The sequence below is a fragment of the Nonomuraea endophytica genome (assembly GCF_014203235.1).
Classification (GTDB): Bacteria; Actinomycetota; Actinomycetes; order Streptosporangiales; family Streptosporangiaceae; genus Nonomuraea; species Nonomuraea endophytica.
Map to the genome: position 1 here is coordinate 1 of NZ_JACHIN010000029.1, position 26,505 is coordinate 26,505.

Annotated in this window: 18 protein-coding genes; 5 read left to right on the plus strand and 13 right to left on the minus strand. The window is 70.3% G+C overall.

Annotation, left to right across the window (positions count from 1 at the left end; genetic code table 11):
- Nucleotides 1-201: 201 nt before the first annotated feature.
- The 11 genes from HNR40_RS51845 to pepN all read right to left on the minus strand — a co-directional run bounded on the left by HNR40_RS51845 (nucleotide 202) and on the right by pepN (nucleotide 19,253).
- Nucleotides 202-1,152, minus strand: a complete 951-nt coding sequence (locus HNR40_RS51845; protein ID WP_184975981.1) for a hypothetical protein — start codon at nucleotides 1,150-1,152, stop codon at nucleotides 202-204.
- A gap of 177 nt (nucleotides 1,153-1,329) precedes the next feature.
- Nucleotides 1,330-2,601, minus strand: coding sequence for a serine/threonine-protein kinase (locus HNR40_RS51850; RefSeq protein ID WP_221341880.1), 1,272 nt, complete (start codon nucleotides 2,599-2,601; stop codon nucleotides 1,330-1,332).
- 76 nt (nucleotides 2,602-2,677) lie between these two features.
- Complete coding sequence (locus HNR40_RS51855) at nucleotides 2,678-5,521, minus strand: TIM-barrel domain-containing protein (RefSeq protein WP_184975985.1); 2,844 nt, start codon at nucleotides 5,519-5,521, stop codon at nucleotides 2,678-2,680.
- Complete coding sequence (locus HNR40_RS51860) at nucleotides 5,518-8,757, minus strand: TIM-barrel domain-containing protein (protein WP_221341881.1); 3,240 nt, start codon at nucleotides 8,755-8,757, stop codon at nucleotides 5,518-5,520. Before HNR40_RS51860 ends, HNR40_RS51855 begins: the two co-directional genes overlap by 4 nt.
- Before the next feature lie 14 nt (nucleotides 8,758-8,771).
- The gene (locus HNR40_RS51865) at nucleotides 8,772-10,973 is read right to left on the minus strand and encodes a glycoside hydrolase family 31 protein (protein WP_184975988.1); all 2,202 of its coding nucleotides are present in this window, start codon (nucleotides 10,971-10,973) and stop codon (nucleotides 8,772-8,774) included.
- Nucleotides 10,970-12,040, minus strand: a complete 1,071-nt coding sequence (locus HNR40_RS51870; protein WP_184975991.1) for a glycoside hydrolase family 15 protein — start codon at nucleotides 12,038-12,040, stop codon at nucleotides 10,970-10,972. The genes HNR40_RS51865 and HNR40_RS51870 overlap by 4 nt, the downstream gene beginning before the upstream one ends.
- A 31-nt stretch (nucleotides 12,041-12,071) precedes the next feature.
- Nucleotides 12,072-13,328, minus strand: a complete 1,257-nt coding sequence (locus HNR40_RS51875) for an ABC transporter substrate-binding protein (RefSeq protein WP_184975994.1) — start codon at nucleotides 13,326-13,328, stop codon at nucleotides 12,072-12,074.
- 13 nt (nucleotides 13,329-13,341) lie between these two features.
- Nucleotides 13,342-14,163 carry a carbohydrate ABC transporter permease gene (locus tag HNR40_RS51880; protein ID WP_184975997.1) on the minus strand — a complete coding sequence of 274 codons (822 nt, stop codon included), beginning with the start codon at nucleotides 14,161-14,163 and terminating at the stop codon, nucleotides 13,342-13,344.
- A complete protein-coding gene (locus HNR40_RS55875; RefSeq protein ID WP_221341882.1) occupies nucleotides 14,156-15,094 on the minus strand; it encodes a carbohydrate ABC transporter permease in 939 nt (312 codons plus the stop codon). The genes HNR40_RS51880 and HNR40_RS55875 overlap by 8 nt, the downstream gene beginning before the upstream one ends.
- The gene (locus tag HNR40_RS51890) at nucleotides 15,091-16,308 is read right to left on the minus strand and encodes an ROK family transcriptional regulator (RefSeq protein ID WP_184976000.1); all 1,218 of its coding nucleotides are present in this window, start codon (nucleotides 16,306-16,308) and stop codon (nucleotides 15,091-15,093) included. The genes HNR40_RS55875 and HNR40_RS51890 overlap by 4 nt, the downstream gene beginning before the upstream one ends.
- Nucleotides 16,309-16,688: 380 nt before the next feature.
- On the minus strand, nucleotides 16,689-19,253 hold the full coding sequence (gene pepN, locus HNR40_RS51895; RefSeq protein ID WP_184976003.1) for an aminopeptidase N: 2,565 nt from the start codon (nucleotides 19,251-19,253) through the stop codon (nucleotides 16,689-16,691).
- Between the two features lie 91 nt (nucleotides 19,254-19,344).
- Here pepN and HNR40_RS51900 point away from each other — a divergent pair, with 91 nt between their 5' ends.
- From HNR40_RS51900 to HNR40_RS51910, 3 genes are read left to right on the plus strand one after another with little or no spacing between them, the layout of a single operon-like run.
- A complete protein-coding gene (locus HNR40_RS51900) occupies nucleotides 19,345-19,965 on the plus strand; it encodes a mycothiol-dependent nitroreductase Rv2466c family protein (RefSeq protein ID WP_184976007.1) in 621 nt (206 codons plus the stop codon).
- A gap of 10 nt (nucleotides 19,966-19,975) precedes the next feature.
- Nucleotides 19,976-21,316, plus strand: a complete 1,341-nt coding sequence (locus HNR40_RS51905; protein WP_184976010.1) for a DUF2254 domain-containing protein — start codon at nucleotides 19,976-19,978, stop codon at nucleotides 21,314-21,316.
- A 25-nt stretch (nucleotides 21,317-21,341) separates the two neighbouring features.
- Nucleotides 21,342-22,745, plus strand: coding sequence for an aldehyde dehydrogenase family protein (locus tag HNR40_RS51910; RefSeq protein ID WP_184976013.1), 1,404 nt, complete (start codon nucleotides 21,342-21,344; stop codon nucleotides 22,743-22,745).
- A gap of 350 nt (nucleotides 22,746-23,095) precedes the next feature.
- Here HNR40_RS51910 and HNR40_RS51915 read toward each other — a convergent pair whose 3' ends face one another.
- Nucleotides 23,096-23,572: a ribose-5-phosphate isomerase gene (locus HNR40_RS51915; protein ID WP_184976017.1), complete on the minus strand. Its 477-nt coding sequence runs from the start codon at nucleotides 23,570-23,572 to the stop codon at nucleotides 23,096-23,098.
- 100 nt (nucleotides 23,573-23,672) lie between these two features.
- Here HNR40_RS51915 and def point away from each other — a divergent pair, with 100 nt between their 5' ends.
- Together def and HNR40_RS51925 are read left to right on the plus strand one after the other, a co-directional pair.
- Nucleotides 23,673-24,158, plus strand: coding sequence for a peptide deformylase (gene def, locus HNR40_RS51920; protein WP_184976020.1), 486 nt, complete (start codon nucleotides 23,673-23,675; stop codon nucleotides 24,156-24,158).
- Between the two features lie 10 nt (nucleotides 24,159-24,168).
- Nucleotides 24,169-24,678, plus strand: a complete 510-nt coding sequence (locus HNR40_RS51925; RefSeq protein WP_184976023.1) for an SDR family NAD(P)-dependent oxidoreductase — start codon at nucleotides 24,169-24,171, stop codon at nucleotides 24,676-24,678.
- A 489-nt stretch (nucleotides 24,679-25,167) separates the two neighbouring features.
- On the opposite strand, the gene HNR40_RS51930 is transcribed toward HNR40_RS51925, so the two are convergent.
- Nucleotides 25,168-26,394, minus strand: coding sequence for a GNAT family N-acetyltransferase (locus HNR40_RS51930; protein ID WP_184976026.1), 1,227 nt, complete (start codon nucleotides 26,392-26,394; stop codon nucleotides 25,168-25,170).
- Between the last annotated feature and the right edge of the window lie 111 nt (nucleotides 26,395-26,505).

A 26,505-nucleotide genomic window follows, 5' to 3' on the forward strand; every position in this document is an offset into this window, starting at 1 on the left:
CTGATCCCTGCTACCCCCGGCTTGATCACCCCCGCGCACCTGATCCCTGCTACCCCCGGCTTGATCACCCCCGCGCACCTGATCCCTGCTACCCCCGGCTTGATCACCCCCGCGCACCTGATCCCTGCTACCCCGGCCTGATCACCCCTGCACGCCCGGTCCTGCCACCCCTGGGCCAGCAGCCCTGCGCACCCGGTCCTGCTATCCCCGGACCAGCAGCCCGGCCACGTGGTCGCTGACGCCCTTCAGCAGGGTCGCGGGCGCGATCGGGTGGTCGGCGATCGCGGAGAACAACGAGGGCAGGCCCGGCAGCGGGAAGCCGTCGTCCTTCAGTGCCGCCGCCCCGACGTCGTTCTTGTCGAGCGCCGCCCGGCTGCGCTCCCACGCGTCGAGCACCTCCTCGGGCGAGGGCACGCCGAAGCCGTGGCCCACCGGGGCGGCGTGGCGCAGCCGTACCAGCGGGGTCTCGGCGAAGGCGAGCGCGCTGCGGGCGCGGGTGCCGAGCTCGCGGCGCGGCTCGGGAGCGATCCAGTCCATGGCCGTGCAGGGCTTGCGGCAGGTGGCCACGCACACCGCGAGCGCGCCGGCGACCTGGCTGTGCTGGCGGTCGAAGTAGGCCCGCCAGCCCTCGGGCGGCTCACTGGCCACCCGCAGCGTGCGGTTGGTCGCCGACTGCTCGGACTTGGTGTGGTCGCAGTCGCGGTCGCCGATCACGCCGAACCTGCTGCCGTCGGCGCTCAGCCCGTCCGGCCAGCGCGCCGGGTCGCCCGCGTGGCCGAGCTGCGGCTCGAAGGCCAGCAGCGGGAGGTATTCGCTGGCGATGTGCACCGCGGCGATCATCGGGCTCAACTCGCGCCGGTGCCACCGGATCGCGATGACCTCAAGCAGCAGGCCGTAGGCGGGGCGCAGCGACTCCAGGGCGCCGCGCGGCGTCTCACGGGGCGTCTGCGGCATGTGGCAGGCTCGCGCCCGGCGCTTCAGGTCGGCCGGCACGCCTCTCGCCTCGACGGCGAAGTCCTCGGCGTCCAGGGAGAGCAGCCGCTGCCCGAACTCGCACACGGCGGCCACCTCCTCGTCCGAGGCGAGCGCGCCGAGGTCGGCGAAGGCATAGCGGTGGGCCAGCGCGACAAGCAGGTCACGAGTCGTATCCACGCGATCACTCTCTCACGGCTCGGAAACCACCCGCGTCGCCCCGGGACCAGGGAGCGCGCGGTCTGTTCTGACGGTCACCCTGCAAGCTTAGAGATGGTCCGCGAGGGCCCGGAGCGATGCACTAGCTGTCATGGATATGCACTGGACAGATCAGAACCCGAAGTCGAGCACCTTCCATCACGACGGGCAGGGCTCGCGGACGCACTGAATCTCGCCCGGCTGACCGGTCGGTTCGACGGTCGGCTCCTCCGGCCCGGGCGTCGTGGGCTCGGCCGTGGGCGTGGGCTCCGCGGTCGGGGTCGGCTCGGCGGTGGGAGTGACCGTGGGGGTCGGCTTCGTCGGGGTCGGCTCCGGCTCGTTCGTGGCCGTCGGGGTGGGCTTGGGGCTGGGCGAGGTCTTGGCCGGCGGCAGCGCCGGCTTGCCCTTGACCGGCTCGCGCTCGGTCGGCGGCGCCACCGTGGCGTTGCTGCCGGGCGGCAGGATGCTCTGCTGCTCCAGCGGCGTCACCGGGCGCAACCAGAGAGAGCCCACCACGGCCGCCGTGGCCAGCACCGCGACCGACACGGTCAGCGCGCCGATCAGCGCCCGGCGGCGGCGCGGCGCGGGCGACGCGTGCGGGTCGGCCAGCGCCCGGCGCGCGGCCTCGCCCATGTCGGCGGCCGAGGCCCAGCGCCGGTCGGGCGTCTTCTCCAGCGCCCTGGCCACCACGGCGCGCGGGCCCGGCGGGATGTCGTCGGGCAGCGTGGGCGGCGACTGGTGCAGGTGCTTGTAGATGATCTGCACGGGGGTGTCGCCGTCGAACGGCAGCCGCCCCGTCAGGCACTCGTAGGCCACCACGCCCAGCGCGTAGACGTCGACGGCGGGCGTGACGTCGCTGGCGGTGGCCATCTCCGGCGCGCAGTAGCCGGCCGAGCAGAGCATGGCGCCGGTGGCGGTGAGCTGTCCTGCCGAGACCGAGTGGGCGATGCCGAAGTCGGTCAGCGCCACCCGGCCGTCGGGCCGCAGCAGCAGGTTGCCCGGCTTGACGTCGCGATGCACGATGCCCTGCGCGTGGGCCGCCGACAGTGCGTCGGCCACCTCGGCGACCAGCCGCATCGTGTGGGCGGGGGTGAGCGGCTCGCGGTCGAGCGCCCGGTCGAGCGACTCGCCCTCGACGTATTCCATCACCAGGTAGCTCAGCGTGCGCTCGCCGACCCTGGCCAGGCCGTAGTCGTAGACGTCGACGACGCCGGGGTGGCGCAGGGTGGCCATGGCCCGCGCCTCGTTCTGGAAGCGCTGGGCGAAGGTGGCGTTCTCGCTCAGGGCCGGCGTGAGCACCTTGAGCGCGACCTCGCGGCCGAGGACCGTGTCGGTGGCACGCCAGACCTCGCCCATGCCGCCACCACCGATCAGGGTGGTCAGCTGGTAGCGATCGTTGAGTGTGGTCCCCGCGCCGAGCACGTCTTCCACGCTAACACCGGCGCCTGCCCGCCACGCACGAATCAAGAAGCGGGCGCCCCCCGGAAGAGGGGAGCGCCCGCATTGTTCAGAACGCGCCGGTGGTGGTCCCGCCGCTGCCGGTGGCGGGGGTGGTGAAGGCGCTGTTGGCGCCCGGTTGCCACTGGTCGGCGGTGTCCGGGAAACCCGCCTCCTGGCGCTTGACGCACTTCCACTCGACCGGGGTGTTCGGCGGGAGCTTGCCGATCGTGCCGGTCCAGGTCGGGTACGCCGTCGGCGACAGCTTGACGGCGCTCGCGACCGACCAGTCGCCCAGCTGCGGGACGCCGCCCACGGCGTAGACGGACTGGCCGGGCGTGGTGGTGCCGTTGGCGCAGGAGAACGTCACCGACACCGGCGCCTGGCCGAGCGTGAACGCGAACGTCTTGGCCGTGGTGACGCTCACGCTCGCCGACTTGGCCACGACGAGGTTGCCGCCCGCGTTGTACCAGCCGCTCGCGGCCGCGTCGAAGGCGGCCTTGTTCGCGTGCTGGGTGAGCGGCGTGCCGTTCAGCGTGACCGCCGACGCCTGGGTGTCGGTGACCAGCTCGACGACGTTGCGCCGCGCGGCCGGCGCGCCCGTGTAGGTGCCGCTGGACGCGGCCACCGTGACGGTCGCGGTCGAGCCGCTGACCTGCTGTCCGAGCAGTGTCGTCCGTACGGCCCCGCCCTGGTAGGCGGTGGTGGCCCCGTCATCCTCGTAGAGGGTGAAGTTCGAGGCCGCCGGATCGGCGTACACCCGGGCGACCAGCTCGTCGCGGGTGGTGGCGTCGGTCCGCCTGCCCAGCACGTTCATGGTCTTGTCGTCCACGAACATCTTGGGGATGATCGCCCCCGCCCTGGCGAAGGCGGGCAGCCGGAACTCGCCGCCGACCCACAGCGGCCGGTCGTTGAACCACTGGCCGGTGCTGGTCAGCTTCTCGCCCGTGCGGTAGTCGAACCATGTCCCCGCGGGCAGGTACATGTTTCTCTTTCGCTCGTTCTTGCCGGCCACGACGCCGACGAGAAGGTCGCGGCCGATGAGCTTCTCGCTGCCCATTTCCCGCACGTTCGGGTCGTTCTGGTAGTGGTAGACCAGCGGCGGCACCAGCGGCTCGCCGGTCCGGTTGGCCCGGTGCGCGAGCGAGTAGTAGTAGGGCGTGAGCTCGTACCTCTGGCGGAGGTTGGCGAGGTTGCTGGCCACGTGGCCGATCTTGTCGGGGGAGGTCTGCGCGCAGTTGCACAGGTTCTCGGTGTGCGGGCGGACCGGCACCTCGAACCAGGCGCCGTTGGCCAGCCACTGCGTGTAGAGCTCGTTGAGGTCGGAGTCGAGCATCTCGCGGCGGAAGCCGCCGATGTCGGAGCCGAAGTAGTCGATGCCGGACATCGACATGTGCATCTGGACGTTCTGCTGCTGGGCCAGCGCGGTCAGCTTCGAGCCGATGTCGGCCGACCACATGGCGACGCCGTGGCGCTGCATGCCGGCGGCGCCGGAGCGGGCCAGCAGGAAGGGGCGCTTGGTGGTGCCGCTCGCGTAGCCGCGGGCGATGCTCTCGGCCCACTTGAGGTTGTAGACGTTGTGGTAGTCGGCGTGGGCGTGCTTGCCGGGCAGGACTCCGGCGGTCCAGTCGCCGGCGTCGTACATCTCGGGCTCGCCGAGGTCGAGCCAGTGGCCCTGGACGCCCTGGTCGATCAGCGGCTTGCGCTTGGTGGTGTGCCAGTAGTCTCCGGCGGCGTCCTGAGTCCAGTCGATCATGCCGCCGCGGCCCCACCAGTCGTTGGTGGTGAGGTAGGAGGGGGCGCAGGTCGCGCAGCCCGCCCGGTTGAGGTAGCCGCGGGTGGCCATGTCGGAGTGCTCCGGCAAGTTCTTGCCGATGTAGGACTCCTCGATGGTCATCAGGCCGATGCCCTTGTTCGCCTGATAATCGGAAATAGCGGTGGATGGGTTGGGGAAGGCGGATGTATCCCAGGAAAGTGAGCCCATGCGGGTGTTGTCGGAACCGGCGGTCACCCCGCCGAACCACGGCAGGTCCAGCACGAAGCCGTCCACCGGGAACTTCGCCGTCCGCAGGCCGGTGAGCCGGTTGTCGATCTCGGCCCAGTTGTCGTAGCCGAACTCCGACACCCACAGGCCCAGCGCCTTCTTCGGCGGCACCGGCGGGCGGCCGGTCAGCTCCAGGTAGTCCTTGCGCAGGTCGGGCAGGTCGGCGCCGGTCATCGTGTACCACCTGAGCTGGTCGCCCCAGGTGTCGACCGTCCAGGGGTCGCCGGTCAGGTTCCACTCCTGCTTGTAGACCTGGTCGAGCAGGAGGCCGTAGTTGAGGTTGCTCGCGCCTACCGCGAACAGCACCGGGATCTGGGCGTTGCCGACCGGGCCGTTGTCGGTGTCGTAGGCCATGGCGTTGCCGTACTGGCCGCCGGGGGTGCGGGTGCGCCCCACCCAGTCGCCGTCGGCGCTGCCGCCCATGAAGAACTGCTCGCCGAGGCCGTAGGCGTTCTGGATCTGGCCCTTGGTCAGGCTCAGGCCCTTCCACGCCTGGCCCAGGTTGCGGGGGCAGGCCTCGTACAGCTGACGGGTGGGGTCGGAGACCTTCACGCACAGCGTGCCGGGGGTGACCTCGACCTTCATCGCGGCCGTGGTGAGCGTGTTGCCCGACTGGTTGAAGCTGGTGGGGCCGGTGTAGTCCTTCTTGGCGATCTGCGGCGTGGTGAACAGCGGCGCGCCGGTCCCCGGGCTGGTGCCGTTGGCCAGTTCGAAGTGCACCAGGTCGTCTTCGAGGAACTCCACGATCAGGTAGGTCGAGCCGCTGGTGAACTGGACCCGCTGCACCGCCGCCTGCGCGGGCAGGGCGATGAGCAGCGGGGCCAGCAGCACGGTAATGAACACGGTCAGGAGGATCCGTGAGCGTCTCATGGCCGGGCCACCACCAGGTTGTCGAGGTTGATCCCGTTGCTCGCGTATTCGATCTTGATGGTGTGGGCGCCCGCGGTCAGGCTGACCGGGAGCGTGGCCGTGCCCCAGGTGTCCCAGTTCGGCTGCGCGGGCAGCGACAGGGTGCCGGCCGAGACGCCGTCCACGTAGACGGTGCGGGTGGCCGCGACGGTCGTGGAGTAGCGGAACTTCAGCTGGTGGCTGCCCGCCGCGTCCGCCTTCACCTGGAAGGTGACCGCGTCGCCCGCCTGGGCGAAGCCGTCCACGAAGCCGGTGCCGGTGTAGCCGGGGTGGTCGTTGTTGGTGCTCGTGCCGGTCCCGGCGGCGAACTCGGCCTCGTAGGCGGCCTTGTCCACGCCGTTCAGCACGATCGTGCGGTTGCCGGCGGCACTGGCCAGCTTGACGTGCGTGAGCTGCTGGACCGGGTCCCACCACCAGCCCTCGGAGGCCGCCTTGAGGTCGGCGAGCGTGGCGCGCGCCGTGGCGCCGGTGACCGTGGTGGGCTTGGTGGAGGCCACCTGCAGCGTGCTGGTGGTGGTCAGCGCGGGGACCGTGACCGTGGCCGTGTGCGCGCCCCAGTTCTCGGCGCTGGAGATGGTACGGCTCACGCCCGCCGAATCCTCGAAATACGAGTACGAGGTGGACCCCGCCGGATAGATCCGGAAGGCGAGGTTGGTGTAGTTGGAGACGCTGTTGCCGATCTCGCCGCCCAGCTCGTAGTCCGCGTTGAGGTTCAGCGGGATGATCGCCCCCGGCTTGGCGTAGACCGGGATCGTGTCCAGCCCGGCGGTGTAGGACTTGGTGCCGGGTCCGGTGAAGCGCCCGCCGTTCCACAGGTCGTACCACTCGCCCGCGGGCAGGTAGACGTTCCTGGACGAGGCCCCCTGCGCGGTGACCGGCGCCACGAGCAGCTGCGAGCCGAACATGTACTGCTGGTCCTGCTGCGCGGCCGTCGCGTCACCGGGGAAGGAGTAGCTCATCGCGCGCATCATCGGAGCGCCGGTGACCGAGCTGGCCTTGGCCTCGGTGTAGAGGTAGGGGATCAGGTTCATCCGCACGTTGGCGAACTTGCGGAAGGTCGGCACCACCGTGGTGTTGCCGGTGCGCGCCTGTACGTTCCACGGCGTGCGCGCCTCGGAGACCGACGGGTTGGCCTTCTCCGAGTGATACTGCATGACCGGCGAGAACACCGCCTGCGCCGAGCTGCGCAGATACAGCTCCGCGCTCGGGAAGTCGCCGGTGAAGCCGGCCAGGTCCCACGCCGTGTACGGCACGCCCGACTGCCCAGCCGAGATCATCGCCCGCACCGCCTCCTGGAAGGCGGGGAAGCTGGAGTTCTGGTCACCGGCCCAGAAGATCGAGTTGGATTGGGCGCCCGCGGTCCCGGCCCGGCTGAAGATCGTGTTCTGCGCGTTCTTGCCCTTGACGTAGGCGTTGTAAGCCTGGGTGTAGCTGTTGGGGTAGGCGTTGTGCATCTCGTCGCCCTTGCGGCCGTCGGCGAACTGCACGCCCCTGCCGAAGATCGCCTCGCTGCCGTCGGTCTTGAAGCCGTCGATGCCCACCTCGTCCATGAGGTAGTCGCGCTTGCTCATCCACCAGCTGGTCGCCGCCGCGCTGGTGAAGTCGGGCACCGTGCTGTCGCCGAACCACTGACCGGTCGGGATGCGGTACGGGCCGTTGGTCGGGTTCTTCACGACGTAGTTCTGCGCCTGCGCGTAGGCCCTGTCGTTAAGGTGCTGCTGCGGGGCGGTCGGCGGGTTGCTGTCGAAGTTCTCCTTCAGCACCGGGATCTGCCAGAGGATCACCTTGACGCCCTTGTTGTGGGCGTTGGTGACCATGGCCTTGGGGTTCTGCCAGGCGGTGCCGGCGGGGAAGCTCAGGTTGGCGTAGGAGAGCTTGCCGCTGCCGGGCGTCGGCGTGTACGTGGCGCCGTGCCAGACGTAGAACGTGGCCTCGTCGCTCCACTGCTCCAGCACCAGGGCGGTGTGCGGGATCTTGTTCGTGGTGACCTTGTCGAGCTCGCTCTCCACCTCGGCCTGCGTGTTCCACTCGTTGGCCGACATCCACACGCCGAACGCCCACTTGGGCGGCAGCTGCGGGCGGCCGGTGACCGCCGTGTAGTCGTCCACGATCTTCGCCGGGGTGCCGGTGAAGAGGTGGTAGTCGAGCGTGGAGTTCAGGGCGCCGCCGGTGTCCACGGTGAAGGCGGCCCGGTCGCCGGGGGCGAAGCGGGCGTAGCGGCTGGTGTTCACGTAGAGGCCGTAGCCGGCGGAGTTCAGGAAGAAGGGCACGCTCAGGTAGGTGCGCCGGGTGGCGCCCTGGTCGCGGTACTGGTTGTAGACGTAGTTGTGGATCTCGGTGCCGCGCTGGTCGAGGCGGTCGTAGCGCTCGCCGTACCCCTCGAAGCGCTCGCCGGAAGGCGAGCTGAACGCGTCCTCGATCTTGGTCACGGTCGTGGCGCCGTCACTGGCCCAGCGCAGGTTCGCCGCGTCCTGGCGGGTGATCAGCGTGGTGCCGTCGGACTTGTAGACCGACACCCGGTACGGCGACTTCTGGATCTTCAGCACCATCGCGCTGGTGGAGATCGTCAGCGTGCCGGCCGAGTCGGAGACCGTGTAGCCGGAGGTGCCGGAGATGTTCAGGCCCTGGCCGTTCGGCGCGACCTGGGTGCGGAAGCGCTCGGCGGCCGGGAAGGCGAAGCGGATCTTCGGCGTGAGGTCGCCCACGCTGTCACCGGTCGTGACGTCGACCGAGGTGCCGTTGTTGGTGAAGCCGGTGACGTTGGTCGGCGAGCTCCACGAGGTGACGGTGAACGCGAACGGGCCGACGGTCTTCTGCCCGCCCCCGTTCACGTCGGCGTTGACGGTGTAGCTGATCTTGTCGCCGCGGGCGAAGCTGCCCAGGTTGATCTTCCAGTAGCTGTTGTTGCCGCTGTTGTAGTCCCAGGCGGCGCCGACCGGCGTCTGGTTGACGCCGTTCTTGGTCCAGGTGGCCCAGACGGTCTGGCCGGGCTCGATCGGCCAGGTGGTCGCCTTGACCGTCACCGCCTCCCCGGCCATCGGGTCGCGCGGGGTGCGCTCGTGCGGCTCGCTGGAGTACAGGTCGTCGATGCCGGTCGGGTTGTGGAAGACACCGTCGATGGCGTACGCGGGGACGGTGACGAGTGAGGCAAGCAGGACGATCGCCGCGACGACGACGCCCGACCGTAAGCGGATCACGGGTGGTGCACCTCTCAGACGGAGAAGACGGCGGAGAGCTCGGGCCAGCGCTCGGCGGAGCAGAGCACGGGCGGGCGGTCGAGGGGAGCGGGCAACGTGACCTCCTGCCCGCCGTCGAGGCGCGTGCCGGTCCAGACGTCGACCCACGCGCCTTCAGGTAGATAGACCGAGATTTCCGAAATGTCAGGCTCGGTGACCGGCGCGACCAGCAACGCGTCCCCCAGCTTGTACTGCAGCGGGAAGCGCCAGATCGCCGGGTCGTCCGGGTGGTCGAAGAACAGCCCCCGCATCAGCGGCGCGCCGCCGCCGACCGCCTTGCGCGCCTCCTCCACCAGGTACGGCACCAGCCGCTCCCGCAGATGCGCGAACCCGCGGAAGACCGGCAGCACCCGCTCGTCACCGGTGCGCTCTGCCACGTTCCACGGCGTGCGATCCCGGCTCGGCGTGCGGTGGTGGTTGAACTCCGAGTGATACTGCATGATCGGCATGAAGCACGAGGTCCCCGCCGCCCTGAGATAGAGCTCGGCCCCCGGCACCTCCCCGGAGAACCCGGCCAGATCCCACCCCCAGTAGACGATCCCGCAGGCGGAGGCGGTGATCCCGGCTCGGATCGAGTTCCGGAACGCCTGCCAGGTCGAGTCCTCGTCCCCGGCCCAGAACGCGCCGTGCGGCTGCGACCCGGTGAACCCGGCCCTGCTGAACGTCACCGGCGCCTTGCCGGAGGCCCGCAGCAGATCCCCGAACGCCCGCGCGTAGTGCACGGGGAACAGCCCGTTGCCCTCAGCGCCCGAGCGGCCGTCGGCGTAGCGCAGGTCGTGGCCCCACGCGTGCTCGCCGCCGTCGGTCTTGAAGCCGTCGACGCCGACCTCCTCGACCAGGTAGCGGCGCTTGGCCGTCCACCAGTCCCGCACCTCGGGCGAGGACAGGTCCGGCATCAGCGCCAGCGGGAACCACCAGCCGCGGTTGCGGTAGGGCCGCCCGTCGGCCTCCTTCACGCCGTAGCCGCGCTCGGTGAGCTGCCGCGCGTCCACCGCCGCCTGATGGCGCGGGTGCGGGCGGGTCTTCTGCAGCGGGATCTGCCACAGCAGCACCTTCACGCCGCGCTCGTGCAGCTCGTCGACCATGCCCTTGGGGTCGGGCCACGGGCCGTCGGCCGGGAAGGTGTAGTCGGCGTAGCGGTGCGGCTCCTCGGCCGGCTCGTATGCGGCGCCGCGGAAGGCGGTGAACGTGCTCTCGTCGCTCCACGCCTCGATGACCAGCGCGCCCACCGGGATGTCGTGCTCGCGGTGAAGGTCCATCTCGGCCATCACCCGCTGCTGCGTGTTCCACTCGTTGCCGCTGGCCCAGAGCCTGAACACCCACGCGGGCAGCTCGACCGGCCGCCCCACGTCGTCCAGGAAGGCGTCGAGCACCTCGGCGGGGCCGCCGTCATAGGTGCGCACGGTCAGCTCCGCCTCGGGCCCGACCTCGGCCTCGACCCGGATCGTGTCGCCGATCTCGTACCAGGTGCGGCGGCTGGTGACCACGTGGAAGCCCCAGCCGAGCCCGCCCACCACCAGGGCGAACGGCATCGGCAGATAGGTCCTGCCATGCTCGCCCTGCGCCTTGTACTGCTCGAACACCACCGCGTCCAGCGCGCGCCCGCGCTGGTCCACGGCGTCGAAGCGCTCACCGAACCCGACGACGTGCTCGCCGCGGCCCAGCTCCAGCTCGAACCGCACCCGCCGCACGCCGTCACCGTCGCTCAGCCACCGCACGCTGCCGGGCACGATCCGCTCGCCGTGCAGCTTCCCGCCGCCCTCCGACCAGACCGCCGCCGTCACCTCGAACCACTTGCTCGAACGGCTGCCGCCGTCCGCCAGCCGCGCCAGGAACCGGTAGCGGTACCGCCGGCCGGCCTCCAGCGCCGGGGTGGTGACACTCCACGACCCCGCCGCTGCCCGCGCCGCCCTCGCCTGAGCGGCGGCCAGATGCCCCCCGTCGGGTTGGGCGTCACCCGATTGGGCGTCGGCGGGCTGGGTGCCGCCCGTGCGGGTCAGCGTGAGGCTGGTCGCGGATGCGCCTTCCTCGTGCCACTCGCACACCAGCGAGGTGACCTTGGCCGAGGCGCGCACCCGCAGCTCGACCGCCTCACCGGCGAGCGGCGACGCGGGCACCCGCTGGTCCTCGGTCAGCGCGTACGGGTGGCCGGAGCCGAAGGGCCGGTGGCGGATCATGCGGAGACTCCCAGCTCGTCGGCGAGGATCAGGTACATCCCGTGCGACCACAGCAGCGGCGTGGCCACGGTGCCCCAGCGGTCCAGCCACTCCTGCTCGTACTCCGGGGCCAGCGGCAGGTCCGACACCTGCTCGGGCAGGTCGCCGGACGGGGTGGCCTGGGCGGCCATCCAGTCCAGGTAGCGGCGGGCCTCTTCCGGCCGTCCGGCCCGTGCGTGGTTCCAGCCGAGGAACCCGGCCAGCAGCACCCAGCGGCCGCCGCCGTAGAAGGTGTCCTTCAGGTAGCGGTAGACGCCGCCGTCGCGGGCCAGTTGCCGCTCCACCTCGGCGACCGTGGCCGCGCCGACCGGGTGATCGGCAGGGTAGAGACCGAACGGCTCCACGCAGGCCAGCAGGCTGCCGTCCACCGCGTCGCTGCCCAGCCACTTGCGCAGCCGTCCGTCCACGACGCCTTCGGCCGACACGAGCGCCTCGATCCCGGCCACGGCTTCGGCGGCGGCCGTACCCTCTGCGGGGGAGAGCACGCCGAGCGCCCGCGCGGCGCGCAGACCGGCGTGGATGGAGCCGAGCGTGGCGACGTGCCGCTGCTCGACGTGCTCCTCCCACCAGTCGTAACAGGGCAGCGCCCAGAAGGCCGACAGGTAGCGCGCGGCGGTGCGCACGCCCTTCTCGGTCTCCGGCACCGCGCCGTGGCGGCGGGTGTGCTCGGCCAGCGCCCACAGCCAGGTGCCGTAGCCGTCGAGCTGGAAGTCCCACCACCCGTCGTCGCCGTTGAGCCCGTCGAGGGTGAAGCGGGTGGGCAGCATGTCGCCGGGCGGGATCGGGCCCTCGCGGGAGACCAGCGACTCGACCTGCCCGGCGCGGTCCGCGATGACCCCCGCCGACCAGCGGTGGAAGGCGGCGGCGCCGTCGGCGTCGCCGTGCCTGCTCACCCCCTCGGCGATGAACGCGCCGTCGCGCAACCAGGAGAAGCCCTGGTAGGCGGAGAAGGACGGCGAGGCCGGGTAGGCCCCGCTGGACGACTGGTACCTGCGGATCACGTCGAGGCTGTGGGCGACGAGGGACACGGGTGCGGAACTCCTCAGCAGATCTGTTCGGTCAGCCCAGCAGGGCGTCGACCTTGGCGGCGGCGGACTTGAGCGCTTCGTCGACGGACTTGCGGCCGGCGGCGGCCTCGGTCAGCTCCTTGGTCACCGCGTCCTGCATCTCCTGCTGGCGCTTGATGACCGGAGGCAGCGCGATCGACTTCAGCGAGTCGAAGACGGCCTGCCGGTTGGCGGGCTTGGGGTCCTTGAGGTATCCGGCCAGCAGTTGCTGGTCGGAGACGGGCGGCAGCTCCCACGAGGAGGCGATGCGGGTGTTGGCCGCGACGTCGGAGGAGCTGAGGAACTTGGCCCAGGCGTAGGCGGCCTTGCCGTTCTTGGTGGTGGCCGAGGCGGCGACGGCGTTGTGGAAGACGGCGCTGGCCTTGGCCGAGTCACCGGGCTCGACGACGACGTCCCACTCGAACGGCACGTCCTTCAGCCCGGCGAACTGCCAGATGCCGTTGTGCCACATCGCGAGCTTGCCGGACTTGAACAGGTTGGTGTCGTAGTCGGCGGTGCCGCCGATCTCGGCCTCGGTGGGCATGGTCTTGCCGACCTTGGACACCAGCCAGGTGGCGGCCTTGACGCCGGCGGGGGAGTTGAAGGCGGACTTCTTGCCGTCGGCCGCCAGGAACTCGCCGCCGGTCTGCTTGAGCGTCTTGTAGAACTCGAAGAACTGGACCGGCTGGTAGTCGCCGTACACCTTGGCCTTCTTGTCCGTCAGCTTCTCGGCGGCGGCCTGCTCGTCGGCCCACGTCCAGTCGGCGGTGGGCGGCTCGATCCCGGCTTTCTCGAACAGGTCCTTGTTGTAGAAGAGCACGACGGTCGAGAAGGAGGCGGGCAGCGCGTACTGCTTGCCGTCGTGCTTGAAGGAGTTGAGCGACTCGGCGGCGTAGGCGGAGCTGTCGCCGTCGCCGGCCACCGTGCCCAGGTCGAGCAGGGAGCCGCCGCCTGCGTAGGTGACGAAGTTCTCGTAGTTGAGCTCGAAGGTGTCGGGGGCGGTGCCGCCGGCGATGCTGGTCTGGAGCTTGGTGAAGTACTGGTCGTAGGGGGCGGTCTCCACCACGACGTCGATGGTCGGGTTGGCCTTCTCGAAGGCCGCGGTGATCGCGTCGAGGTCCTTCACGTGGTCGGGGGCGGCCGAGAAGGTGAAGTAGCGCAGCGTCGTCTTGCCGCCCTCGCCGGTGGGGGCCTTGGTGGCCGATCCTTGGGAGCACGCGGTGGCCAGCAGCGCCGTGGCGACCAGAGTGGTCATGATCTTTCGCGACATATCCGTGTTTCCTTTACTTGAGCCCTGTTTGGGCCACGCTGGCGATGACGTGCTTCTGCGCGAAGACGTAGAGGATGAGGATGGGCACCACACTGATCACCGAGCCGGCCATGACCACGTCCCACTCGGTCGTGAACTGGCCGTGGAGCGTGGCCAGGCCGAGCGGCAGCGTCATGAACTCCGGCGACTTGATGATGATCAGCGGCCACAGGTAGCTGTTCCAGCTGGCCATGAAGCCGAAGATGGCGAAGGTCGCCAGCGCCGGCCGGATCAGCGGCAGCACGATGTACAGAAAAATCCGGAAGTGGCCGGCGCCGTCCAGCACGGCCGCCTCGTCGAACTCCTTCGGCACCTGGTTGATCGCCTGCCGTAGCAGGAACACCCCGAACGCCGAGGCGATCGTCGGCGCCAGCAGCGCGAAGTAGGTGTCGACCAGGCCCAGCGTCCGCATCTCGATGAACAGCGGCACGACCAGCACCGGCAGCGGCATCATCAGCGTCGCCAGGTACACGCTGAACAGCGCCCCGCGACCGGGGAACGGGAGCCTGGCGAAGGCGTAGGCCGCCATCGCGCTGGTCAGCAGCTGCAGTACCGTCGAGGCCACGCCGATCCACACGCTGTTGAGCAGGATCCGCCAGAACGGCAGCGTCTCCATCAGCTTGCGGTAGGCGTCCAGCCCCGCGCCGTCCGGCGTGAAGTCCGGCGGTACGGCCAGCACCGCGTCACCCGGCGTCAGCGAGGTGATGACCGCCCAGGCGAACGGGAACAACATCACCGCCGCGCCCAGCGTCACCAGCAGATACCGGCTTACTCGGCCGAGCTTCGCCCTACCCATAGGTCACCCACCTGCGCTGCGCCCTGATCTGGACGGCGGTCACGATCAGCACGAAGGCAAACAACAGCCACGAAAGGGCCGAGGCCATGCCCGCCCTGCCGTACCGGAAGGTCAGGTCGTAGATCTGCGTGACCACCACCTGCGCGTTGCCGCCCGCCATGATCCGCACCTGGTCGAAGACCTGGAAGCCGTTGATCAGCGAGATCACCACCACGAAGAACGTCGAGGGCGACAGCAGCGGCAGCGTGATCCGCCGGAAGCGCTGCCAGGCCGACGCGCCGTCCACGAGCGCCGCCTCCTGGTATTCCTTCGGGATCGCCTGCAAACCGGCCAGCAGGATGACCATGACGAACCCGAGGTCCTTCCAGGCCGAGGCCAGGATCACCGAGGGCATCGCCCAGTCGGGGTCGGTCCACCAGCCGGGTCCGCTGATCCCCACCAGCCCGAGCGCCCAGTTGACCAGGCCGCTGGCCGGGTTGAGCAGCCACTTCCACATCAGCGCCACGACCACCCAGCTGGTGATCACCGGCAGGAAGTAGATGCCGCGCAGCAGGCTCCTGCCGCGCATCGCCCGGTTGAGCAGCAGCGCCAGGCCCAGGCCGCCGGCGTAGACGAGCGGGAGGTAGCCGGCGATGAAGTACAGGGTGTTGCCGAACGCGGTCAGGGTCTGGGGGTCGCTCAGCAGTTCGGCGTAGTTGCCGAGGCCGACCCAGTGCATGTCGGTGATCAGGTCCCATTCGTGCAGGCTCGTCCAGAGCGAGCCCAGCATCGGGATGATCGTGTAGAGCATCAGGGGGATCGCGCTGGGGAGCAGGAAGACGGCCACGGTCCCGGCGTAGCGCCACTTGCCGCCGCGCCTGGGTGAGACGGGCTTCGCGGGGGCCGCGCGCACGGCGGTCTTGGGTGCCGTCGTGGTCTGGGGGCTGGTCACGTCGCGGCTCCTATCAGCCGGGCGCGCACCAGGCGGCCCTGCTCGCCCGCCGCCCCCGCCGCGTCGAACGGGGTGGCCAGCACCAGCGCCGCCGCGCCCTGCGCCCAGCTCGTGTCGTCCCAGCTCTCCACCTCGACCGCGATGTCGCGCCGCCCCGGCAGCAGGTGCGCGCGCAGCGTCGCGTGGAAGCTCTCGCTCCAGTGCGCCCACTGCGCCGTGCCCTCGCCCAGGACCACCACGACCTCGGGGTCCACCACGTTCACCAGCCCGGCGGTGGCGCGGCCGAGGATGGTTGCCGCGTCGGCGAACACCTCGCGCGCCGGGCCGGGGTGGACCGCCGCCCGTCCCAGCTCCCTGATGGCCGCGCCCTCGGTGACCCGCGCCGGGTCGCCGGTCGGCAGGCCCTTGGCGCGGGCGGCGGCGGCCAGGCCGGCCGCGCCCACGAACGCCTCCAGGCACCCGGTCGCGCCGCAGCCGCACACCGGCCCGTCGGCGGCAACGGGGACGTGGCCGAACTCGCCCGCGCCGCCCCTTGCGCCGCGGTACACGCGCCCGTCGGCCACCACGGCGGCGCCGACGCCCCGGCCTATCGTCAGCACGAGGAAGTCCCGGTGGGTGCGGCCTCTGCCGTACAGGCGCTCGGCCGCGGCGAGGGCGTTGACGTCGTTCTCCACCAGCACCGGCAGGTCGAGGCGGCGGCGCAGCCGGTCGCCGACGGGCATGGCCTGCCACCCGAGCGTGGGCGCGTTCACGGTGCCGACGGCCTGGTCCTCGACGCTGCCCGGCACCCCGACGCCGACGCCGAGCAGCGGCGGCGCGCCGTCGATCTCCTCCAGCACCGAGGCGATGGCCGCGCCCAGCTCGTCGAGGCAGCCGGGGGCGGCCGGGTCGAAGGGCCGCTCCCAGGAGCCGAGCACCTCGCCGTCGAGCCGGACGTCCACGAGCACCAGGTGGTCGGCGGTCACCTTCACGCCGAGCGCCCGGCCCGCGCTGCCGACGAGGCCGAGCCGCTGCGCGGGCCGGCCGCCGCGCGACGGCTTGAGGTCGAGCTCCTCCAGCATGCCCGAGCCCATCAGCTCGCGGGTGAGCTGCGTGACGCTCGCGGGGCTGAGGTCCAGCTCCCGTGCGATCTCGGTACGGCTCAGCGGTCCCACCGTGCCCAGCAGGGCGAGGATCGCCGTCCGGGTGAGGTCGCCGCGGTCTGTGCCTGCCATTCCTTCGACTGCCCTCGACTTTCTTTAGTCATAAAGTTAGTGGTGAAAATATGCGGCCCGCGCTCCTCACCTGTCAAGAGGGGACAAGTGCGGACTTTGTGAACCTGGAAGGTTAGAGATAGCCCGCCACCGCGCCCGCCCCCCAAGGTGAAGGCAGGGGGACGCACCACCTGCCCATCAGGGCACGGGGGCGGTACTGGCCACGGCGGCGGCGGTCATGTCAGCGGCCGCGCCGCTTGGGCCAGTGCCAGTCTTTCGGCCAGTGCCCGTGTTTCGGCCGGCGCCCGCACGAGGCTGTGCCGACAGCCGCCTCACGCACGAGGGGGAACGGCGAAGCCCCCGCCGGACGGGACCCGGCGGGGGCTTCGCTGTGCCCATGGTCAGGAGGCGGCGGCGTCCGTGGCCCGGTTGCGCAGCGCGCGCCGGACCCCGTCCTCACCTTCCAGGATCATGCGGCGCAGTGCCTGCGGAACGTCGCCCCCGGCCAGGTAGGCCTGGGCGGCGTCCAGCGTCTCCTGCTCCACCTGCAGCGCGGGGAAGCAGCCCACAGCGAAGCCCTGCGCGACGTCGAAGCTCCACTCCTTGTAGACGCGGCCGACCTCGGCGAAGTACTTCTCCCTGAACGGCGCGAGCAGCTCGGGGTGGTGCGGGTCCTGGAACCCGCCGACCGTCGTGCGGAAGACGGCGTTGGCCAGCTCCCCGCCGACGATCGCGGTCCATGCGGCCTGCTTGGCCTCGGGCGTGGGGATCGCCGCCCGGCACAGCGCCGCCGAGCGCTCGCCGGTCGCGGTGGCGTCGCGCTCGAGTTCGGCGGCGATGTCCGCCTCGCCCAGCCGCCCGCCGGACACCAGCGCGTGGATGAGCGTCCAGCGCAGGTCCGCGTCGACGGTCAGTCCATCCGGTACGGCGGAGCCGTCCACGATGCCCGCCAGCACGTCCAGGTCGCCCGCGCCGACGGCGACGCCGGCGAAGGCCTGGACGTAGGCCAGCTGGTAGTCCGAGCCCGCCTCGGCCCCGGCGATGAGCTCACGCGCCATCGTGGCCAGCCGGGCCAGGCCCTCGGGCCGCCAGGCCGGGTCGGCGTACTGCTGGACGGCCAGGCGCGCCTGCCGCAGCACCGTTTGCAGGACCGTGAGGTCTTTGACCGTGCCGCCGCCGGAGACGACCAGCCTGACGTAGTCGCGCGTGGACATCTCGCCGTCGCGCGTCATGTCCCAGGCGGCCGACCAGCACAGCGCGCGCGGCAGCGAGTCCGCGAACTTCGTGATGCCGCCGTCGACCAGCGTGCGCAGCGACCGCTCGTCCAGGCGGATCTTGGCGTACGTCAGGTCGTCGTCGTTGACCAGCACCAGGTCCGGCTGCTGCTCGCCGACCAGGTCGGCCACCGCGGTACGCGCGCCGACGACATCCAGCTCGACCCGCTTGGTCCGGGTCAGCACGCCGTCCACCAGCGAGTACAGGCCGATCGCGACCCGGTGCGAGCGCAGCGTCGGGTAGTCGGCCGGAGCCTCCTGCAGCACCTCGAAGCTCTCGAACCGGCCGTCGGCCGACACCGTGAACGAGGGGCGCAGCGTGTTGACCCAGGAGGTCTCCAGCCACTCCTTCGACCACGACGACAGGTCACGGCCCGAGGTGCGCTCCAGGGCGCCCAGCAGGTCCTTGAGCTCGGTGTTGCCCCAGGCGTGGTCCTTGAAGTAGTCGCGGACCCCGGCCAGGAAGTTGTCCAGGCCGACGTAGGCGACCAGCTGCTTGAGCACCGAGGCGCCCTTGGCGTAGGTGATGCCGTCGAAGTTGACCTCGACCGCCTGCATGTCGACGATGTCGGCGGCGATCGGGTGGGTGCTCGGCAGCTGGTCCTGGCGGTAGGCCCAGGACTTCTCCACGTTCGCGAACGTCGTCCACGCGCCCTGGCCCCAGCGGGTGGCCTCGGCCTGGCACAGCACGGACATGTAGGTGGCGAACGACTCGTTCAGCCACAGGTCATCCCACCAGCGCATGGTGACCAGGTCACCGAACCACATGTGCGCCATCTCGTGCAGGATCGTCTCGGCGCGGCGCTCGACCACGGCGTCGGTGACGCGGGACCGGAAGACATAGTCCTCCAGGAACGTCACGCAGCCCGCGTTCTCCATCGCGCCGGCGTTGAACTCCGGCACGAAGAGCTGGTCGTACTTGCCGAACGGGTAGCGGACCCCGAACACCTTGTGGAAGAAGTCGAAGCCCTGCCGGGTGACCTCGAGGATGTTGTCGGCGTCGAGGTGCTCGGCCAGCGAGGCCCGGCAGTAGACGCCCAGGGGGATGCCGTCGTGCTCGGAGGTGACCTTGTGGTAAGGCCCCGCCACCAGTGCCGTGATGTAGGTGGACATGACGGCCGTGGCGGGGAACGTCCACTTGTTGTCCGCGTGGACGCTGCCGTGCTTGCCGCCCTCCTGGGGCAGCGGCTCGACGCTGTCCGCGGCTGCGTTGGAGACGACCTCCCAGTCGGCCGGCGCCAGCACGGTCAGCTGGAAGGTGGCCTTCAGGTCGGGCTGGTCGAAGCAGGCGTACATCCGGTGCGCGTCGGCGGTCTCGAACTGGCTGTGCAGGTAGACCTTCTGGTCGACCGGGTCGACGAACCGGTGCAGGCCCTCGCCTGAGCGCGTGTAGGTGCAGTCGGCGTCGATGCGCAGCTCGTTGCTCTCGGCCAGGCCGTCGAGCGGGAAGCGCCCCTTCTCCGCGTCATAGGCGGCGGCGTCGAGGTCGACGCCGTTCAGCGTCACCTGGCGCACGCGCGCGTCGTGCAGGTCGATGAACGTCGAGGCGCCCGGCTGCGCGTTGAAGCGGACGGTCGTCACGCTCTCGAATCGTTCTTCGCCTTCGGTCAGGTCGAGCGCGACCTCGTACGATTCGACCTTGAGCAGCCGGGCGCGCTCGCGTGCTTCGTCCCGGGTAAGGTTCCCTGCCAAGTTCCGCTCCTTCTACACCACTTCATCGGGGTTTGCCGGAATCTTCCCATGATGGGAATAGCCTTCATTCCACTCCAGGTTATGACCCTGCGTGACTGAGAAGACTCCTGTAGATCTCTGGTTCGATCCTTTCTGCCCCTACGCGTGGGTCACCTCCCGCTGGCTCATCGAGGTGGAGCAGGTCCGGCCCATCGAGATCCGCTGGCACATCATGAGCCTCAACGTGCTGAACGAGGGCAAAGATGTGTCCGAGGCCTACCGCGAGCAGATCGCGCGGGCCATCGAGCCGGTCCGTGTCGTCGCCGCGGCCAGGCAGAAGTACGGCGAGGCCGCCGTCGGCCCCCTGTACACCGAACTCGGCACCCGGCTGCACAACGAGCGCGGCATCAAGCGCCTCGGCAAGCTGCGCGAACTTGTCGAATCCGCGCTGACCGCCGCCGGCCTTGACCCCGAACTCGCCGCCGCCATGAACTCCGAGGAGTACGACGACGACGTGCGCGCCTCCCACAACGAGGGCATCGGGCTGGTCGGCCAGGAAGTCGGCACCCCGGTCATCCGCGCCGGCGCCAACGCCTTCTTCGGACCCGTCATCACCTCCATCCCGCGCGGGGAGGACGCCGGCCGGCTTTGGGACGGCGTGCAACTCGTGACCGGGTTCGGGGACTTCTTCGAGCTCAAGCGCACGCGTACCAAGGAGCCGGTATTCGGGTAGAACCCCCTGCGTGGGACGGTTCGGGGGAATCGGCGCCTACCTCTCGCTGAAGCCGCGTGGGGAGCGCCTGCGGGACACGATCTGGTTCGTGCCGCTGCTGATGATGTCCGGCGCCTACCTCGGCGCGTACGCGGTCGAGGAACTGCAGGTGGCGCTGGAACGCAGCACGGCCGCGCAGGCGCTCCTGGAGGAGTTCGAGCTTCATCAGTTCACCCTGCCCGCCAACGCCACGACCCTCAGCGACCTGAAGGAGGGCGTGAAGGGCAGCCTCTCGACCCTGACCGGCGCGCTGATCAGCTCCATCACGCTGCTGATCTCGCTCACGCTGGTCGCCGTCCAGCTCGCCTCATCCCAGCTCGGCCCGCGCCTGATCGGCGACTTCCTGCGCAACCGGGTCGTCCAGGTCACCATCGGGCTGTTCCTCGGCACCTGGATCTTCGGCAACCGCACCACCAGCTCCATGAGCCGCGACGTCGTCATCCCGTCGCTCGGCCTGTTCGCCACCCAGCTGCTCACCGGCGCCTGCCTGGTGATGCTCGTGCTGTTCGTCCAGGCGGTCGTCAGCGAGGTCCGCATCCCCGTCGTCCTGCCCCGGCTGGTACGCGAGGTCGACTGGCTGCTCCACCGCGACTTCGAAGGCGCCCCCGCCGACCCGCCCGCCGGGGACGGCAGCGCGATCCTGGCCGCCCGCTCCGGCTACCTGGACCTCGTCCACGACCGCCCGATCGTGCGGTGGGCGGTACGCCGCGACACGGTCGTCACACTCGTCCACCTGCCCGGCACCTTCGTCATCCAGGGCACGCCCGTGGCCGTCACCTCCACCCCCGTCACCCTGACCCGCCGCGACCTGCGGCGGATGGACCGCTGGATCACCCTGTGCCCGCTGCCCCGCACCGGCTCCACCGTCGTCGGGCCGGTCAACCGGATCGTGGAGATCGCCCTGCGGGCGCTGTCCCGCGCCATCAACGACACCAACACCGGGCTTGCCTGCGTCGAATGGCTCGGCGAGGCCTTCCGCCGGCTCATCCCGATCCCGGCCGAACCCGAAGGCCGCACCGACCGGCGCGGACGGGTACGCCTGGTCACCTGGCGCACCGACACCGCCAGGCTGGCCGAGCACGCCTTCGGGATGATCCGGGTGTCGGCCAGGGACAACCCCGTGGTGCTGGTGCGAATCCTGCGAGTTTTCCAGGATCTCGGACATCTGCCGCTTTCCCCGGCGCTTCGCCGTACGCTGCTGGAAGAAGGTGACAGGGTCCTGGCCACGGCCCGCACTCACGTCCAGCCGGAATGCGACGTGCGCGCGGTGGAGCAGGCCCACCACGTGATGTGCCAAGCCCTCGCAATGTGACGGCCGGCGCGCGAGGATGGGGGCTATGCGTCAGCTCTATATCGGCGGTGCCTGGACCGCTTCCGCGTCGGGAGAGGCGATCGACGTCGTCAATCCCGCGACAGAGGAGATCATCGATCGGGTGCCGGCGGGCGCTCCCGACGACGTCGAGGCCGCCGTCAGAGCCGCACGCGCCGCCTTCCCCTCCTGGTCGGCGACCGACGGCGGCGAGCGCGGCAAACTGCTGGCCGCCGCCGCCGACCTGCTGACCGAGCGCGCCGGGGAGATCGCCCAGACCATCGCCACCGACATGGGCGCGCCGCTCGGCTTCGCCCTGAAGGTGCAGACGCTGATGCCGGCGGGCGTCCTGGCCGGTTACGCCGAACTGGCCGAAACCCACCCGCGCGAGCAGCGCGTGGCCAACTCCCTGATCGTCAAGGAGCCCGTAGGGGTCGTGGCCGCCATCACCCCGTGGAACTACCCGCTCCACCAGATCATCTGCAAGGTGGCTCCGGCCCTGGCAGCGGGCTGCACGGTAGTCCTGAAGCCCAGCGAGGTCGCCCCGCTGGCGGCATACGCGCTGGCCGACGTCTTCCACGCCGTTGGCCTGCCGCCGGGCGTCTTCAACCTGGTCAGCGGCCGCGGCCCGGTCGTCGGCGAGGCCATGGCAACCCACCCCGAGGTGGACCTGGTCTCCTTCACCGGCTCCACCGCCGCCGGCCGCCGCGTGGCCTCCCTGGCCGCCGAGACGGTCAAGCGGGTCGCGCTGGAACTGGGCGGCAAGTCCGCCAACATCATCCTCCCCGACGCCGACCTGCAGGTGGCGGTGAAGGTAGGCGTGGCCAACTGCTTCGTCAACTCCGGCCAGACCTGCTCGGCATGGACCCGCATGCTCGTCCACCGCGACCAGTACGACGAGGCGGTGCACCTGGCGACAGAGGCCGCCGGCAAATACACGGTCGGCGACCCCTTCGACGAGACCAGCCGCCTGGGCCCCCTCGTCTCGGCCGCCCAGCGCGACCGCGTCGTCCACTACATCAACCGAGGCCAGGAAGAAGGCGCCCGCCTGGTACACGGCGGCACCGACTCCCCCCACCCCAGAGGCTTCTACGTGACGCCCACGATCTTCGCCGCGGTGTCGCCCGGGATGACGATCGAGCAGGAGGAGATCTTCGGCCCGGTCCTGTCGATCATCCCGTACCTGTCGGAAGACGAAGCCGTCCAGATAGCCGACGGCACCAAGTACGGCCTGTCCGGCGCGGTATGGGCCGGCACCGAAGACCGCGCGCTAGCGGTGGCCCGCCGCCTCCGCACCGGCCAGGTAGCCATCAACGGAGGCTCCTTCAACCCCCAGGCCCCGTTCGGCGGCTACAAACAATCCGGAATCGGCCGAGAAATGGGCGAACTCGGCCTGGACGAGTACCTGGAAACCAAGAGTCTCCAACTCTGACCCACCACCCACCCGCCCTACCGCGGCAAACGCCGACAGCGCCCTACGGGGCACAGCCCCCGTGAGCGCGACGATGCGGCAGCACCTCACAGTGCGGCACCCCGACGCTTTTCCCGGCGCCGCGCGGTGGGGTGTGGGTCGGCGGTGTTCGGCGCCGTGTTACGGCGGGCGGGGTGGGGCACGGCGGGTGGGCAAGGGCGGAGTTGTTACGGCGGGACACCCCGTGAGCCCTCACGACCATCGCTCGACAGAGCCCGGCCCACGACGGAGGGGCGGGCAAGCCAGGCTCCGCCGTAACACAGCAAAGGCCCTTAATGCAGCAAAAGGCCCGTAACGCAGAAAAAGGACCTTTAGGAGATCTCGGGGAGCGCCGGCAGCTGGCCGATGGTTTCGTAGGTTTCGAGTTGGGCGATGCGGCGGCTGTGGCGCTCGGCGCCGCTGAAGGTGGTGGTGAGGAAGACCTCGACGAACCGGGTCGCCTCCTCCGCGGTGTGCATGCGCGCCCCCACGCTGACCACGTTGGCGTTGTTGTGTTCGCGGGCGAGCTGGGCCGTCTCCTCGCTCCATGCCAGCGCCGCGCGGATGCCGCGGACCTTGTTGGCCGCGATCTGCTCCCCGTTGCCGGAACCGCCGATGACGATGCCCAGGCTGCCCGGGTCGCCGGCCACGCCCTCGGCCGCGCGCAGGCAGAACGCCGGGTAGTCGTCCTCCGCGTCGTAGACGGCGGGGCCGCAGTCGATGACCTCGTGGCCCGTGTCCTTCAGCCAGGACACCAGGTGGTTCTTCAGCTCATAGCCGGCATGGTCGGCACCGATGTAGACACGCACCGGACCAGTCTTCCACACGGTCCGCCACGGCAGGCCGCACCTGACCGCGCGCTGGCTAAGGTAATCAGCGTTCGTCTACGGCAACCCTTACGGAGCATCCATGCGTGAGATCCGCGTGATCGGCGACCCCGTCCTGCGCACACCGGCCGAGCCGGTCGCCGACTTCGACAAGGAGTTGCGCAAGCTGATCGACGAGATGTTCCAGGCGATGTACGCGGTGGACGGCGTGGGCCTGGCCGGTCCGCAGATCGGGGTGTCGCGGCGGCTGTTCGTGTACGACATCAGCGGACGCAAGGGCCACGTGCTCAACCCGGTGCTGACCGTGGACGATCCCGCCCCGGTCATCGACGAGGAGGGCTGCCTGTCGGTGCCCGACCGCACGACCGGCAAGCCCCAGTACGCCCAGACCCCGCGCGCCGCCGGCGTCACCATCGAGGGACTCGACCGGCTCGGCCGCCCGCTGCGCGTCAAGGCCCGCGGCTCCCTGGCCCGCTGTTTCCAGCACGAGACGGACCATCTGGACGGCAAGTTGTACATCGACCATCTGACCAAGGAAGCCGCCCGCAAGATCATGCTGCGGGCGTAGGTTTGGTCCTATGACTGATCTTTCGGGCAAAGGAGCATGGGTAACAGGCGGTTCGCGTGGCATCGGCCGGGCCGTCGTCGAACGCCTCGCCGCCGACGGCGCCCAGGTCGTCTTCACCTACCGCAGCGACGCGGCCGCCGCCCGAGAGGTGTCCGAGTCGACCGGCGCCCACGCCATCCAGGCCGACCAGGGCGCCCGCGCCGACCTCGACCGGCTGTTCGCCGAAGCCGAGACGATCCTGCCCGGCCTCGACATCCTCGTGAACAACGCCGCCGAAAGCACCCCCACCCTCATCGCCGACATCGACGACGAGACGTTCGACCGCGTCTTCAACGTCAACGCCAAGGCCACCTTCCTCGCCATCCCATGGGCCGCGCGCGTCATGCGCGACGGCGGCCGGATCATCAACCTCTCCACCCTCAACACCGCCATGCCCGCCCCCGGCCTCACCTTGTACGCGGGGAGCAAGGCGGCGGTGGAGGCCAAAACCCTCCTCGCCACGGGGGGACTTTTCCTATAGGTCTGTATGGGCCTGTTGGTGTTACGGGCCTTTTGCTGCGTTAAGGGCCTTTGCTGTGTTACGGCGGAGCCTGGCTTGCCCGCCCCTCCGTCGTGGGCCGGGCTCTGTCGAGCGATGGTCGTGAGGGCTCACGGGGTGCCCCGCCGTAACAACTCCGCCCTTGCCCACCCGCCGTGCCCCACCCCGCCCGCCGTAACACGGCGCCGAACGCCACCGACCCACACCCCACCGCGCGGCGCCGGGGAAACCGTCGGGGTGCGCCGCTGTAGGTCCCTGACCCGCGGTTCGTCGCGGGTACCGGGACAAGCGTGGGGGTTAGTGGGGGTGGGGGGTGGGGCGTTTGGGGTCGCGGCGGGGGGTTTCGTCGCGTAGGGGGCGGCGGTCGGCGGTTTCCTGTTGTTCCGTGGTCGGCCGTGACACGTCTCGCGCGCGCATCGCGGTGATCGCGGTTATTTGCAGGCTCTGCAGTGCCATGCCCCCGACACTACGTCAGAAGACCATCCCCGCCCACGGCTTAGGGTTCCATGACATGGCCGTGGCCAGTGCGCGGACCGTTCCCGCCGTGTGTTCCGTCAGCAGGCCCGCCTCCAGGAGCGTCGTCAGCTGGCCGTCGCCCAGGTACGCCGTGCCCAGTGCCGACGCCGGCAGGGTGATGTCGGCCGGCTCCTCCGTCGCCTTGCAGGAGGCGCTCGTGGTGTCGGCGGTGAGCCGCCAGCGGCGGGCGTTCCACTCGCACACGTCGTCCTCCACCTCGATGACGACGTCCACGGGAGCCGAGTAGGCGCGGGCCTCCAGGGCCTTCTGCACGTTCACCACGCGCACCCACAGCTCGTCCGACCATCCGGCGCGCACCTGGCGTGGGTCGGCGAGGAGTGCGGTGATCGGGTCGTCGACCGGGATGCCGGCGGTGACCTTGGTGACCAGGTCGCGGTCCAGGACGCTGCGCCACAGCGCGGCGTGCGCGGCGGGGTCCTTGGCCTCGATCTCGTGGAGTTTCAGCTCGCCGTTCGGGATGCCGTCGTCGTCCCAGGACGACTTGATGCGGAACAACGCGTATCCCCGTACGCCGCCGTCGTCCTCGGCCAGGACGCAGCGCAGGGTGCCGTTGCCGCTCTGGTCGGGTTCCTCGTCGGCCAGGGCGCCGTTCCAGAAGTGTTCGTTCCTGGCATAGCGGCCGGGGCGGCGGGTGATGACCTCGGCGAGCAGGTTCTCCAGCTGTTCGCGTACGTCGGCCGGGGTCGCCACCCGCAGGCGCAGGCCCGGGTCGGAGGGCGCGTCGCGTTTGAAGGCGGAGCCGGTCTTGTTGATGGACACGCTGAGTTCCGACGCGGCCTTGCCGTACCCGTAGCGGCCGTAGATGGCCGACTCGGAGGCGTAAAGGGCCGCTACGGCCTCGCCCCGCTCGTGCACGTCGTTGAGCTGGCGGCGCATCAGCGCGGTGAGCAGGCCGCGGCGGCGGTGCGAGGGGAGCACGCTGACGGCGGTGACGCCCGCGACGGGCAGCGTTCCGCCCGGGATGGTCATGGTCAGGCTGAAGATGGCGGTCACGCCCGCCACGGTGTCGCCGTCGAAGGCCGCGAGCGTGCGGGGGAACTCGGTCTGGGCCTTGAAGCGCTCGTTCTGCACCGGGGCGGGGGTCCAGCCGAAGCCTTCGCCCAGTACTCGGGAGTACGCGGACCACTCAGACTCATCGATGGGACGGATCGGGTACGTCATCCGTCAACCGTAAGAGCGGGCAAAGGGGTAGGGCCACCCAATATCCGTGCGTAATGATCAAGGCGTTGGTCAAGTGGGCTGCCCAAACGGGTATGAGACCGATACAGTCAT

Excerpts from the sequence above, each read along its gene's own strand:
- HNR40_RS51865 (WP_184975988.1), bottom strand. The coding sequence starts at position 10,973 with ATGATCCGCCACCGGCCCTTCGGCTCCGGCCACCCGTACGCGCTGACC.
- def (WP_184976020.1), top strand. The coding sequence starts at position 23,673 with ATGCGTGAGATCCGCGTGATCGGCGACCCCGTCCTGCGCACACCGGCC.
- HNR40_RS51930 (WP_184976026.1), bottom strand. The coding sequence starts at position 26,394 with ATGACGTACCCGATCCGTCCCATCGATGAGTCTGAGTGGTCCGCGTAC.
- HNR40_RS51925 (WP_184976023.1), top strand. The coding sequence starts at position 24,169 with ATGACTGATCTTTCGGGCAAAGGAGCATGGGTAACAGGCGGTTCGCGT.
- HNR40_RS51875 (WP_184975994.1), bottom strand. The coding sequence starts at position 13,328 with ATGTCGCGAAAGATCATGACCACTCTGGTCGCCACGGCGCTGCTGGCC.
- HNR40_RS51880 (WP_184975997.1), bottom strand. The coding sequence starts at position 14,163 with ATGGGTAGGGCGAAGCTCGGCCGAGTAAGCCGGTATCTGCTGGTGACG.
- HNR40_RS51890 (WP_184976000.1), bottom strand. The coding sequence starts at position 16,308 with ATGGCAGGCACAGACCGCGGCGACCTCACCCGGACGGCGATCCTCGCC.
- HNR40_RS51910 (WP_184976013.1), top strand. The coding sequence starts at position 21,342 with ATGCGTCAGCTCTATATCGGCGGTGCCTGGACCGCTTCCGCGTCGGGA.
- HNR40_RS51855 (WP_184975985.1), bottom strand. The coding sequence starts at position 5,521 with ATGAGACGCTCACGGATCCTCCTGACCGTGTTCATTACCGTGCTGCTG.